This window comes from Pseudomonas viridiflava, assembly GCF_900184295.1.
GTDB lineage: Bacteria > Pseudomonadota > Gammaproteobacteria > Pseudomonadales > Pseudomonadaceae > Aquipseudomonas > Aquipseudomonas viridiflava.
The window spans coordinates 1,406,095-1,418,775 of record NZ_LT855380.1 but is presented as its reverse complement, the minus strand read 5'-3'; the positions used below and the strand labels follow the sequence as shown (position 1 = coordinate 1,418,775).

The window sequence follows — 12,681 nt, the reverse complement described above, 5'->3', positions numbered from 1 at the left end:
TAACGCAAGGCAATCGACATGACTGACACACAGAACAAGAACTACATCATTGCCCTTGATCAGGGCACCACCAGCTCGCGGGCCATCATCTTCGACCGCGATGCCAATGTGGTGAGCACTGCCCAAAGCGAATTCGTCCAGCATTATCCGCAGGCTGGCTGGGTCGAGCATGACCCGATGGAAATCTTCGCCACCCAGACCGCGTGCATGACCAAGGCGCTGGCCCAGGCCGATCTGCACCACAACCAGATTGCCGCTATCGGTATCACCAACCAGCGCGAAACCACCGTGATCTGGGAGCGTGACACAGGCCGCCCGATCTACAACGCAATCGTCTGGCAATGCCGCCGCAGCACTGAAATCTGCCAGCAGCTCAAGCGCGACGGCCTTGAGGAATACATCAAAGACACTACTGGTCTGGTCATCGACCCGTACTTCTCCGGTTCCAAGGTCAAGTGGATCCTGGACAACGTCGAAGGCAGCCGCGAGCGCGCCCGCAAGGGTGAGCTGATGTTCGGCACCATCGATACCTGGCTGATCTGGAAATTCACCGGCGGCAAGGTTCACGTCACCGACTACACCAACGCTTCGCGCACCATGCTGTTCAACATTCATACCCTGGAATGGGATCAGCGCATGCTCGACGTGCTGGATATCCCGCGCGAGATCCTGCCCGAGGTCAAAGCCTCGTCCGAGGTCTACGGCCACAGCAAGAGCGGCATCCCGATTGCCGGCATCGCGGGCGACCAGCAGGCGGCGTTGTTCGGCCAGATGTGCGTCGAGCCGGGTCAGGCGAAAAACACCTACGGCACCGGCTGTTTCCTGCTGATGAACACCGGCAAGAAAGCGGTGAAATCGGCTCACGGCATGCTCACCACCATCGGCTGCGGCCCGCGTGGCGAAGTGGCCTATGCGCTGGAAGGTGCCGTGTTCAACGGCGGCTCGACCGTGCAGTGGCTGCGTGACGAACTGAAGATCATCAACGACGCGCTGGACACCGAATACTTCGCGAGCAAGGTCAAGGACAGCAACGGCGTTTACCTGGTGCCAGCCTTTACCGGTCTGGGTGCACCCTACTGGGACCCGTATGCACGTGGCGCGTTGTTCGGCCTGACCCGCGGCGTGAAAGTCGATCACATCATCCGTGCAGCGCTGGAGTCCATCGCCTATCAGACCCGTGACGTGCTGGACGCCATGCAGCAGGACTCCGGCGAACGCCTCAAATCCCTGCGTGTGGACGGCGGCGCCGTAGCCAACAACTTCCTCATGCAGTTCCAGGCAGACATCCTCGGTACTCATGTAGAACGTCCGCAGATGCGCGAAACGACGGCACTGGGCGCGGCGTTCCTGGCGGGTCTGGCCATCGGTTTCTGGAGCAGCCTGGACGAGTTGCGCAACAAGGCAGTGATCGAGCGCGTTTTCGAACCGCTGTGCGAAGAAGCCCATAAAGAGAAGCTGTACGCAGGCTGGCAAAAAGCAGTGGCCCGCACCCGTGACTGGGAACCGCACGAAAACGAGGAGTAAGCCTGCCGGTCTGGCGAGGAGCAGGATTTCCGGCTGACAGAGCCCATGTCCCTGCGGCATGATGGGCGCCATTTGCAGTGGGCGCCCAAGGAAAAACAATGAACCTGCCTCCCCGCCAACAACAGATCCTCGAACTGGTCCGTGATCGCGGCTACGTCAGCATCGATGAAATGGCGACGCTGTTCGTCGTGACCCCGCAAACCATCCGTCGAGACATCAACCAGCTTGCGGAAATGAACCTGCTGCGTCGCTACCACGGCGGCGCGGCCTATGACTCCAGCATCGAAAACACCGCCTACGCCATGCGGGCGGACCAGATGCGCGATGAAAAGCAGCGGATTGCCGAAGCGATCGCAGCACAAATCCCCGACAACGCCTCGCTGTTCATCAATATCGGTACCACCACCGAATCCATCGCTCGCGCCCTGCTCAATCACAACAACCTGAAAATCATCACCAACAACCTGCATGTCGCATCGATCCTGAGCGCCAAGGATGATTTCGAAGTGCTGCTGGCAGGCGGCAATGTGCGCCGTGACGGCGGCGTGGTGGGTCAGGCCAGTGTCGACTTCATCTCGCAGTTCAAGGTCGATTTCGCACTGGTCGGCATCAGCGGTATCGACGAAGACGGCAGTCTGCTGGATTTCGATTACCAAGAAGTCCGCGTGTCGCAGGCGATCATCGCCAATGCACGCAAGGTGTTGCTGGCAGCCGATTCCAGCAAGTTCGGGCGCAATGCAATGGTCAGGCTCGGGCCGATCACCCTGATCGACTGCCTGGTCACTGATGAACCACCTGTGCCAGCGCTGCAGCAGTTGCTGAACCAGCACAAGATCCGGCTTGAGGTGGTTTGATCACGATGACTGATCGTGCCCATCGCGCGTGGGCATGCAGCCCGGGACGCTACGCGTCCCATTGGGTCAGTTCTGACCCACCACCGCTGGACGCGGAGCGTCCTTGGAGGCATTCCCACGCAGAGCGTGCGGAACGATCAGTGTAAGCACTATGACCGATCATGCCCAAGGCGACTGACTCGCGAGCTCTCTACCCCGCCGCTCGCAGCGATGATCGCCGATTCATGAACGCCGCCAATCCCGTCCTACAATGTTCATATTTGTTCTTTTCTACGTTCGTCATCAGTAATTTCAATCAATAGTCGCTGGCGAGGGGATTTTTATTGAGCTATGATTTTCGAAAGTGAACATTAATGTTCAGATTCGCCTTTCGAGCACCGCTCAAGCATCCTTCAGGAGGCCAACAATGCCCCAGACCCACGCGACATCCGCCGCCCCTCTTTCCGAGGTCTACGACATCGCCGTAATCGGTGGTGGCATCAATGGCGTCGGTATTGCGGCAGACGCCTCCGGGCGCGGCCTGTCGGTCTTCCTGTGCGAGAAAGACGACCTTGCCAGCCACACCTCGTCGGCCAGCAGCAAGCTGATCCACGGTGGGCTGCGCTATCTGGAACACTACGAATTCCGTCTGGTACGTGAAGCACTGGCAGAGCGCGAAGTGCTGTTGGCCAAGGCACCGCACATCGTCAAGCCCATGCGTTTCGTCCTGCCGCACCGCCCGCACCTGCGTCCGGCCTGGATGATTCGTGCCGGCATGTTCCTTTACGATCACTTGGGCAAGCGTGAGAAGTTGCCTGCTTCGCGCACGATTCGTTTCGGCGCCGACAGCCCGCTGAATTCCAGTATTACCCGTGGTTTCGAATACTCCGACTGCTGGGTCGACGACGCCCGCCTGGTCGTGCTCAATGCCATGTCAGCCCGTGAAAACGGTGCCCACATTCATACCCAGACACGCTGCGTCAGCGCCCGTCGCGTCAAGGGCCTGTGGCACCTACATCTGGAACGCAGCGACGGCAGCCTGTTTTCAATTCATGCCAAGGCGCTGGTCAACGCGGCCGGTCCGTGGGTGGCCAAGTTCATTCGTGAAGACCTGAAGCTTGAATCGGCCTACGGTATTCGCCTGATTCAGGGCAGCCACCTGATCGTGCCGAAGCTGTACGAAGGCGAGCATGCGTTCATTCTGCAGAACGAAGACAAGCGCATCGTGTTCACCATCCCGTATATGGATCACTTCACCATTGTCGGCACTACCGACCGTGAGTATCAGGGCGATCCGAACAAGGTGGAAATCACCGACGGCGAGATGGACTACGTGCTGAAAGTGGCCAACGATCACTTCAAGAAGCAACTGACCCGCTCAGACGTGCTGCACACCTACTCTGGTGTGCGCCCTTTGTGCAATGACGAATCCGACAACCCGTCTGCGATTACCCGTGACTACACGTTGTCGCTGTCCGGTGGTGCAGACGAAGCGCCAATCCTGTCGGTGTTCGGCGGCAAGCTGACCACCTACCGCAAACTTGCCGAATCGGCCATGGCGCAACTGGCACCGTTCTTCAAGCAGATGAAGCCGAGCTGGACCGCTACATCCGCACTGCCGGGCGGCGAAGACATGACGACGCCGGAAGCGCTGGCCAGTGAACTGACCCGCCGTCACACCTGGTTGCCGACACCGATCGCCAAGCGTTGGGCGATCACCTACGGCAGCCGCAGCTGGCGCCTGCTGGAAGGCGTACAGAGTCTTGAAGACATGGGCCAGCATCTGGGTGGCGGCTTGTATGCCCGAGAGGTTGATTACCTGTGCGATCAGGAATGGGCCACCAGTATCGATGACATCCTGTGGCGCCGTACCAAGCTGGGTCTGTTTACTACGCCTGAAGAACAGGCAGCGGTGAGCAATTATCTGGAAACGGTTGCACGCAACAAGGCGGCAATTGAAGCGGCCTGATCAGTCGCAGCGCTTGGTTCGAACGATACCCGGAAAACCAGATAACTTGTGTAAGGCGGCTGTGGCGTCAAACTAGCCGCCTTTTCTCACACAGCCACGGAAGAAACCCGGTTTTCTGTGGGAGGCGCCACCACGTCTTCGACGTAGCGCTGTCGCGCGGCAAACTCAGTGGGAGCGGACTTGTCCGCGAAAAGGCCAGTACATTCGACGAATATTCATCGTCTGAAATACAGTATTCGCGGACAAGTCCGCTCCCACAAAATCCAGTTTCTTCAGTAGGTTACAGGTTGTTTGATAAGAGGGGGCTTGCCCGCGATGCAGTCGACGCGGTCTATCAGAAAAAACGCGTCATTGTTCATCGTCGGCAAGCCGCCTCCCACGGTTCGATGTTAGTGATGCTGACGGCATCCGCCGCTGCCTATGATGCCCTTCACATCCTCCCGCATTACTTCCACTCTCTGCCCCAGTCCATTCGGTTTTCCGAACATCCATCGCTGCAAAATTCGGCATCCCGGACGAGCCCCTGCCGCCCAACACACCGCTTCCAGATAAAACCCCTTTACTTTCAGCCAGTTGACCATCCTCAAAAGCCTGGCACGACTCATGCTCTACACTTTGCATCGACCGCTTCGACATTAGCGTGTGTCTACCCAGGACGCCGTTGAAGCCATCGTCAAAGAAGTGGATGTCCCTCAAGGCGTCCTATCAATAAAAATGAAATCGAGGATTCATCGATGCGCATCGTTCCCCATCTGCTGGGCGCAGCAATCGCTGCCGCTCTGATCAGCACTCCGGTTTTCGCAGCAGAACTGACTGGCACTCTGAAGAAGATCAAAGAGTCCGGCACCATCACCCTCGGCCACCGTGACGCGTCCATTCCGTTCTCCTACATTGCTGACGCTACCGGCGTGCCAATGGGCTACTCCCACGACATCCAGCTGAAGATCGTCGAAGGCATCAAGAAAGAACTGGACATGCCTGACCTGAAGGTCAAGTACAACCTGGTGACGTCCCAGACCCGAATCCCGCTGGTTCAGAACGGCACCGTCGACGTGGAATGTGGCTCGACCACCAACAACGTCGAGCGTCAGCAGCAGGTTGATTTCTCGGTCGGCATCTTCGAGGTCGGCACCCGCCTGCTGTCCAAGAAAGATTCCAGCTACAAGGACTTCGATGACCTGAAAGGCAAGAACGTCGTGACCACCGCCGGCACCACGTCCGAGCGCATCCTGAAGGCCATGAACGCCGACAAACAGATGGGCATGAACGTCATCTCCGCCAAGGACCACGGCGAGTCCTTCCAGATGCTGGAATCGGGCCGCGCCGTCGCGTTCATGATGGACGACGCCCTGCTGGCAGGCGAAATGGCCAAGGCCAAGAAGCCGGATGACTGGGCCGTCACCGGTACCGCACAGTCCTACGAAATCTACGGCTGCATGGTTCGCAAAGGCGATGCTCCTTTCAAGAAGGCCGTGGACGACGCCATCGTTGCAACCTACAAGTCGGGCGAAATCAACACCATCTACAACAAGTGGTTCCAGTCCCCGGTCCCGCCAAAAGGCCTGAACCTCGAATTCCCGATGAGCGAAAAAATCAAAGAGCTGATCAAGAATCCGACCGACCAGGCAGCCGAAACCGCTAAAGCACTCGAAGAAAAGAAAGCCTGAGCAACCGGTTCAGCCTCGCTGAACTGACTGCACCCCGAGCGGGCTGAATCACCCGCTCGGGAACCGACACTGCGTGCATCTCGATAGCAATAGAACAAGAGGGGGAGACCCTGATGAATTACAACTGGGACTGGGGCGTGTTCTTCAAGTCCACCGGCGTCGGCAGCGAGACCTATCTGGACTGGTTCATATCCGGTCTGGGCTGGACTATCGCCATTGCAGTCGTCGCCTGGATCATCGCCTTGATACTGGGTTCGATACTGGGTGTCATGCGCACCGTACCGAGCCGCCTTGTGTCAGGCATTGCCACGACCTACGTGGAAATCTTCCGTAATGTGCCACTGCTGGTGCAGCTGTTCATCTGGTACTTCCTGGTACCCGACCTGCTGCCTGCAAACCTGCAGGAGTGGTACAAGCAAGACCTCAACCCGACCACCTCGGCATTCCTGAGCGTTGTGGTCTGTCTGGGCCTGTTTACTGCTGCACGGGTCTGCGAACAGGTCCGCACCGGCATCCAGGCGCTGCCAAAGGGCCAGGAATCAGCCGCCCGCGCCATGGGCTTCAAGCTGCCGCAGATCTACTGGAACGTGCTGCTGCCTCAAGCCTATCGCATCATCATTCCGCCACTTACCTCCGAATTCCTGAACGTGTTCAAGAACTCTTCGGTGGCGTCGCTGATCGGCCTGATGGAGTTGCTCGCGCAGACCAAACAGACCGCCGAGTTTTCCGCGAACCTGTTCGAAGCCTTCACGTTGGCCACCCTCATCTACTTCACGCTGAACATGAGCCTGATGCTGTTGATGCGTGTGATCGAGAAGAAAGTCGCCGTGCCCGGCCTGATTTCCGTGGGAGGTAAATAATGGACTTCACTGGAATCGTTCCGGCCCTGCCGGGCCTGTGGAACGGCATGGTCATGACCCTGAAGCTGATGGCGATGGGTGTGGTCGGCGGTCTGTTGCTCGGTACCGTGCTGGCCTTGATGCGACTGTCTTCGAACAAGCTGCTGGCCAACGTGGCCGGCGCTTACGTGAACTACTTTCGCTCCATCCCGCTGCTGCTGGTGATCACCTGGTTCTATCTGGCCGTGCCGTTCGTGCTGCGCTGGATCACCGGCGAGGACACGCCGATCGGTGCGTTCACCTCCTGCGTCGTGGCCTTCATGATGTTCGAGGCGGCCTATTTCTGCGAAATCGTGCGTGCCGGTGTGCAGTCGATTTCCAAAGGCCAGATGGGCGCGGCCCAGGCGCTGGGCATGAACTATAGCCAGATGATGCGCCTGATCATCCTGCCGCAGGCGTTTCGCAAGATGACGCCCCTGCTGCTGCAACAGAGCATCATCCTGTTTCAGGACACCTCTCTGGTTTACACCGTCGGCCTTGTGGACTTCCTCAACGCCTCGCGGGCCAGCGGCGACATCATCGGCCGCGCTAACGAGTTCCTGATCATTGCCGGTCTGGTGTATTTCACGATCAGCTTTGCCGCCTCGTTGCTGGTGAAGCGTTTGCAAAAAAGGTTCGCCGTATGATTTCCATCAAAAACGTCAACAAGTGGTATGGGGACTTCCAGGTACTGACCGATTGCAGCACCGAGGTCAGCAAGGGCGAAGTGGTCGTGGTCTGCGGTCCTTCCGGTTCCGGCAAATCGACCCTGATCAAGTGCGTGAACGCTCTGGAGCCATTCCAGAAAGGCGACATCGTGGTCGATGGCACGTCGATCTCCGACTCCAAGACCAATCTGCCGAAACTGCGCTCGCGCGTCGGCATGGTGTTCCAGCACTTCGAGCTGTTCCCGCACCTGACCATCGTCGAGAACCTGACCATCGCCCAGATCAAGGTGCTGGGTCGCAGCAAGGCCGAAGCCACTGAAAAAGGCCTGAAACTGCTGGATCGTGTCGGCTTGTCCGAGCATGCCCACAAGCACCCGGGCCAGCTTTCCGGTGGCCAGCAGCAGCGTGTGGCGATTGCTCGTGCACTGGCGATGGACCCGGTGGTCATGCTGTTCGATGAACCGACCTCGGCACTCGACCCGGAAATGGTCAACGAGGTGCTCGACGTGATGGTGCAACTGGCTCACGAAGGCATGACCATGATGTGCGTGACCCACGAAATGGGCTTCGCCCGCAAGGTCGCCAATCGCGTGATCTTCATGGACAAGGGACAGATCGTCGAAGACTGCGCCAAGGAAGAGTTCTTCGGTGACGTGTCTGCACGTTCCGAACGCGCCCAGCAATTCCTCGCCAAGATCCTCCAGCACTAAGCATTAGGCTGACAGCGGCCCGTTACACACGGGCAGCTGTTCGGCTCAGGACGACTGTGATGAAATGCGACCCCACTCTTTATCGCGCCGCGCCGCCATCACTCGCCGTGAAACCCCGCCTGATTCGCCAGCTGTTCCTCCCGCCCCTGATCTTCGTGCTGATGATCGGGCTCGGCTACGCTGCGTATCTGGTCAGCGAAAACAACGGTATCAAGAGCCTGAGCGAAAGCGGCGAACGTCAGTTGGAACTGCATGCTCGCACCGTCGAAAGCGAGATCAGCAAATACACCTACCTCCCCAGCGTTCTGGAACTGGAATCCAGCGTTTCGCAGTTGCTTAACGAGCCAAGTCCCGAACTGCAGCAAGAGGTCAATCGCTACCTTGAAGGCCTGAACCGCCGCAGTCGCAGCCGCGCTATCTACGTGCTCGACACCACCGGCCGCGTTCTGGCTACCAGCAACTGGCGCGACAGCGACAGTTATCAGGGCGAAGACCTGTCCTTTCGTGCCTACTTCCAGGATGCAGTGCGCGGCCTGCCCGGACGCTTCTACGGAATCGGCACCACCACCGGCGAATCCGGCTATTACCTGGCCCACGGTCTGGAAGAGAAAGGCCGGATCATCGGTGTCGCGGTGATCAAGGTCCGACTCGAAGCCCTTGAAGAGCGCTGGCAGCGGGCACGCCTGGAAGCCTTCGTCAGCGATGAAAACGGCATCATCATCCTGTCGAGCGATCCGGCCCGCCGATTGAAATCGGTGCGTCCGCTGACACCGGACATCAAGGAACGACTGGCGCGCAGCCTACAATATTACTGGTGGCCGCTGAACGAACTGGTGCCATTGGAACGCGAGTCACTGTCCGAAAGCGTCGAAAAGCTCACCTTTCCTGCCAACGCCACGGTTGACCGCGAGCACACGCAGGTCAGTTATCTGGCGCAGACACGGCCATTGAACGATAGCCCCTGGCACCTGACGCTGCTCACCCCGCTTGAAGACCTGCGCAGGGAAGCCGCCAGCCAGGGCATGCTAGTGGCCGTGGCCTGTGCGCTGGTGACGTTTTTACTGATTGCCTGGAACGAACGCCGCAAGGTAATCGCGACTCGACTGGCCGCACGCGAGGCGCTGGAAGCCGCCAACAATGAGCTGGAGCGCAAGATTGCCGAGCGCACCGAGCACCTGCGCGCCAGCAACGAACGCTTGAAGGCGCAGATTCGTGAGCGACGACAGGCCGAGGACACACTGCGCAAAGCCCAGGATGAACTGGTGCAGGCCGGCAAACTCGCCGCCATCGGCCAGATGTCTACCAGTATCGCCCACGAATTGAACCAGCCGCTGGCGGCGTTGCGTACGCTGTCCGGTAACACGGTGCGCTTTCTGGAGCGCGGCGCGCTGGAAACTGCCAGCGCCAACCTGCGCACCATCAACGATCTGGTGGACCGCATGGGTCGCATCACGGCCAGCCTGCGCGCCTTCGCCCGACGCGGCGACGACAAGGGCCAGGCTCAGTTGTGCAAGGCTCTGGACGCCGCACTGCAGTTGCTTGCCGTACGCATCGAACAATCCACGCTTCAGGTGCATCAGGATTTTGCCGATGCCACGCTGGCCATCGACCAGACCCGTCTGGAACAGATCCTCGTCAACCTGATCGGTAACGCGCTCGACGCCATGCATGCACAGCCCAGACCGGAGCTGTGGATCGAAGGAGCGATTGCCGAGGGTCGCTATCGCCTGCTGGTGCGCGACAACGGTCACGGAATCGACATGGAAGCGCGCAAGCATCTCTTCGAACCCTTCTTCACCACCAAACCCGGCGAGCAAGGCCTCGGGCTTGGCCTGACCCTGTCGGCAAGTCTGGCGGCTGCAGCGGGCGGCAGCCTGAGTGCCGAGCATCCGGACGATGGCGGCACCTGCTTTGTCCTCTGCCTGCCATTTATCGAGAGCGCTCCAACCGAACCTCGCCAGGGCGAGCCGACATGAGGCAACACCCATGAACATCAATAACGACCTGACCGTCCTGATCGTTGAAGACGATCCGCACGTGCTGCTGGGTTGTCAGCAGGCACTGGCGCTGGAAGATATCGTCAGCGAAGGCGTCTCGAGCGCCGAAGAAGCCTTGCTGCGCATTGGCGATAATTTTGCGGGTATCGTCATCAGCGATATCCGCTTGCCAGGTATCGACGGGCTGGAATTGCTGACCCGCCTCAAGGCGCGCGACAGCAGTTTGCCCGTGGTGCTGATTACCGGGCATGGCGACATCTCGATGGCCGTCAATGCCATGCGCGATGGAGCTTATGACTTCATGGAGAAGCCCTTCTCGCCCGAGCGTCTGGTGGACGTCACGCGTCGCGCGCTGGAACAGCGCGGACTGGCACGGGAAGTCTGGTCGCTGCGCAAGCAACTGGCCGAACGCGACTCGCTGGAAGGCAAGATCATCGGCCGCTCACCGGCCATGCAGAACCTGCGTGCCCTGATCGCCAACGTGGCTGATACCTCGGCCAACGTGCTGATCGAAGGTGAAACCGGCACCGGCAAGGAACTGGTCGCCCGCTGCCTGCATGATTTCAGCAGGCGCAAAGCCAGTCAGTTCGTGGCGCTCAATTGCGGAGGACTGGCGGAAAGCCTGTTCGAATCGGAAATCTTCGGCCATGAGGCCAACGCCTTTACCGGCGCAGGCAAGCGCCGGATCGGCAAGATCGAGCACGCCGACAACGGCACGCTGTTTCTCGATGAAGTGGAAAGCATGCCAGTCAACCTGCAGATCAAACTGTTGCGGGTCCTGCAGGAGCGCACGTTGGAACGTCTGGGTTCAAACCAGAGTGTGGCGGTGGATTGCAGGGTCATTGCCGCCACCAAGTCCGATCTGAATGCGCTGGGCCGGACCAACCAGTTTCGCAGCGACCTGTATTACCGCCTGAACGTCGTGACACTTGAGCTTCCGCCGCTGCGCGAGCGCCGCGAGGACATTCTGCAACTGTTCGAGCATTTCCTGCAGTTGTCCTCGCTGCGTTTCGACCGTGAGCCGCCGGAACTGGATCGCCAGACCGTATCGAGCCTGATGAGCCATGACTGGCCGGGCAATGTGCGGGAGTTGCGCAACGTTGCCGAACGCTTTTCGCTGGGTTTGCCGGCCTTCAAACAGACCGGCACCGTGATCGAGAATCAGAGCCTGGGCTTTGCCGAAGCGGTGGAAGCCTTTGAGCGCAACCTGCTCAGCGAGGCACTGCAACGCAGCGGCGGCAATCTCAGCCAGGCCAGTCAGGAACTGGGCATGGCCAAGACCACGCTGTTCGACAAGGTCAAGAAATACGGGCTCTGAGCCGTTAAGTCGCGGCGCAATTGCGCCTTTCAAGCAGGAGAATTCATTGGATCTGGTACTCAAGGCCCTGTTGGGCGGCGCGGTGGTGGTGATCCTCGCGGCACTGGCCAAGACCCGCAATTATTACATTGCAGGCCTGGTGCCGCTGTTTCCGACCTTCGCACTGATCGCCCACTACATCGTCGGCAAGGGCCGCTCGCTGGACGATCTGAAAACCACGATCCTGTTCGGCATGTGGTCGATCATTCCCTACTTCGTCTACCTCGCGGCGCTCTACCTGCTGGTGGACCGCCTGCGTCTTGAAGCCTCACTGGCGCTGGCCGCCGTCGCCTGGCTGATCGCTGCGACGCTGCTGGTGACGGTGTGGGTCAGAGTTCATGGGTGACGGCGTAAGGCTTTACCTCACTTCGCCTCGCTGAGAATCTGCCGGATTGCACTGACGAACACGTCAACCGGCTGACCGCCCGAGACGGCGTACTGGTCGTTGAACACGATGGTCGGCACCGAACTGACGCCGCGAGAAGTCCAGAGCTGTTCGGCCTCGCGTACTTCATGTGTGTATTCGTTGTTGTCCAGAACGGCTTGGGCACGTACGCGGTCAAGGCCCACTTTCTGCGCCACATCTGCCAGGGTTTGGTGATTGGAAGGGTCTTTCAGATCGCTGAAATACGCTTCGAACAGCGCGTCTTTCAACGCATGCTGCTTGCCTTCAAGCTCGGCCCAGTGCAGCAGGCGGTGGGCGTCGAACGTGTTGTAGATACGCCGCTCGCCCTGGGCAAAGACAAAGCCCTGCTCGGCGCCGCGCTCACGGATGGTGTCGTGAATGCCTTCGATCTGTTCCGGTGTCGAACCGTACTTTTCGGCGATGTGTTCCTTGATGTCCTGGCCTTCGGCCGGCATGTTCGGGTTCAGCTCGAATGGCTGGAAATGGATTTGCGCCTGTACTTCATCGCCCAGTTCAGCCAGCGCCTTGTCCAGCGCCCGCAGGCCGATGACGCACCAGGGGCAGGAAACGTCGGAAACAAAATCGATTTTCAGTGCAGTGCTCATGCTGGCCCTCGCTCAATCGGCAAAAGCCACACGATACACCTCTGCCCATCCCTTTCAACCGTGTCCG

11 protein-coding genes are annotated in these 12,681 nt (G+C 59.3%); 10 read left to right on the top strand and 1 reads right to left on the bottom strand.

Translation table 11 applies throughout. The annotated features are described in order from the left end of the window. Window positions 1–18: 18 nt before the first annotated feature. The 10 genes from glpK to CFBP1590_RS06645 all read left to right on the top strand — a co-directional run bounded on the left by glpK (window position 19) and on the right by CFBP1590_RS06645 (window position 11,949). Entirely contained in the window at window positions 19–1,524 is a 1,506-nt protein-coding gene (glpK, locus tag CFBP1590_RS06690; RefSeq protein ID WP_004881859.1) for a glycerol kinase GlpK, read from the top strand. A 98-nt stretch (window positions 1,525–1,622) separates the two neighbouring features. Further along, window positions 1,623–2,378, top strand: coding sequence for a DeoR/GlpR family transcriptional regulator (locus CFBP1590_RS06685; RefSeq protein ID WP_004881858.1), 756 nt, complete (start codon window positions 1,623–1,625; stop codon window positions 2,376–2,378). Window positions 2,379–2,784: 406 nt separating this feature from the next. Further along, the gene (gene glpD, locus CFBP1590_RS06680) at window positions 2,785–4,326 is read left to right on the top strand and encodes a glycerol-3-phosphate dehydrogenase (RefSeq protein WP_058431771.1); all 1,542 of its coding nucleotides are present in this window, start codon (window positions 2,785–2,787) and stop codon (window positions 4,324–4,326) included. 734 nt (window positions 4,327–5,060) lie between these two features. Continuing rightward, window positions 5,061–5,993: a glutamate/aspartate ABC transporter substrate-binding protein gene (locus tag CFBP1590_RS06675; RefSeq protein ID WP_025993868.1), complete on the top strand. Its 933-nt coding sequence runs from the start codon at window positions 5,061–5,063 to the stop codon at window positions 5,991–5,993. 113 nt (window positions 5,994–6,106) lie between these two features. Further along, the gene (locus CFBP1590_RS06670; RefSeq protein ID WP_004881855.1) at window positions 6,107–6,853 is read left to right on the top strand and encodes an amino acid ABC transporter permease; all 747 of its coding nucleotides are present in this window, start codon (window positions 6,107–6,109) and stop codon (window positions 6,851–6,853) included. Next, window positions 6,850–7,518: an amino acid ABC transporter permease gene (locus CFBP1590_RS06665; protein WP_069144716.1), complete on the top strand. Its 669-nt coding sequence runs from the start codon at window positions 6,850–6,852 to the stop codon at window positions 7,516–7,518. The genes CFBP1590_RS06670 and CFBP1590_RS06665 overlap by 4 nt, the downstream gene beginning before the upstream one ends. Then, window positions 7,515–8,249: an amino acid ABC transporter ATP-binding protein gene (locus CFBP1590_RS06660; RefSeq protein ID WP_088234702.1), complete on the top strand. Its 735-nt coding sequence runs from the start codon at window positions 7,515–7,517 to the stop codon at window positions 8,247–8,249. Before CFBP1590_RS06665 ends, CFBP1590_RS06660 begins: the two co-directional genes overlap by 4 nt. A gap of 59 nt (window positions 8,250–8,308) precedes the next feature. Then, complete coding sequence (aauS, locus tag CFBP1590_RS06655; RefSeq protein WP_088234701.1) at window positions 8,309–10,225, top strand: two-component sensor histidine kinase AauS; 1,917 nt, start codon at window positions 8,309–8,311, stop codon at window positions 10,223–10,225. 10 nt (window positions 10,226–10,235) lie between these two features. Beyond that, on the top strand, window positions 10,236–11,564 hold the full coding sequence (aauR, locus tag CFBP1590_RS06650; RefSeq protein WP_029244618.1) for a two-component response regulator AauR: 1,329 nt from the start codon (window positions 10,236–10,238) through the stop codon (window positions 11,562–11,564). A gap of 46 nt (window positions 11,565–11,610) precedes the next feature. After that, window positions 11,611–11,949: a GlpM family protein gene (locus CFBP1590_RS06645; protein WP_004881850.1), complete on the top strand. Its 339-nt coding sequence runs from the start codon at window positions 11,611–11,613 to the stop codon at window positions 11,947–11,949. 17 nt (window positions 11,950–11,966) lie between these two features. On the opposite strand, the gene CFBP1590_RS06640 is transcribed toward CFBP1590_RS06645, so the two are convergent. Further along, window positions 11,967–12,614, bottom strand: a complete 648-nt coding sequence (locus tag CFBP1590_RS06640; protein ID WP_029244619.1) for a DsbA family oxidoreductase — start codon at window positions 12,612–12,614, stop codon at window positions 11,967–11,969. Between the last annotated feature and the right edge of the window lie 67 nt (window positions 12,615–12,681).

Coding starts and splice junctions, on each gene's coding strand:
- aauS (WP_088234701.1), top strand. CDS start 8,309: ATGAAATGCGACCCCACTCTTTATCGCGCCGCGCCGCCATCACTCGCC.
- glpK (WP_004881859.1), top strand. CDS start 19: ATGACTGACACACAGAACAAGAACTACATCATTGCCCTTGATCAGGGC.
- aauR (WP_029244618.1), top strand. CDS start 10,236: ATGAACATCAATAACGACCTGACCGTCCTGATCGTTGAAGACGATCCG.
- CFBP1590_RS06640 (WP_029244619.1), bottom strand. CDS start 12,614: ATGAGCACTGCACTGAAAATCGATTTTGTTTCCGACGTTTCCTGCCCC.
- CFBP1590_RS06685 (WP_004881858.1), top strand. CDS start 1,623: ATGAACCTGCCTCCCCGCCAACAACAGATCCTCGAACTGGTCCGTGAT.
- CFBP1590_RS06675 (WP_025993868.1), top strand. CDS start 5,061: ATGCGCATCGTTCCCCATCTGCTGGGCGCAGCAATCGCTGCCGCTCTG.
- CFBP1590_RS06660 (WP_088234702.1), top strand. CDS start 7,515: ATGATTTCCATCAAAAACGTCAACAAGTGGTATGGGGACTTCCAGGTA.
- CFBP1590_RS06670 (WP_004881855.1), top strand. CDS start 6,107: ATGAATTACAACTGGGACTGGGGCGTGTTCTTCAAGTCCACCGGCGTC.
- glpD (WP_058431771.1), top strand. CDS start 2,785: ATGCCCCAGACCCACGCGACATCCGCCGCCCCTCTTTCCGAGGTCTAC.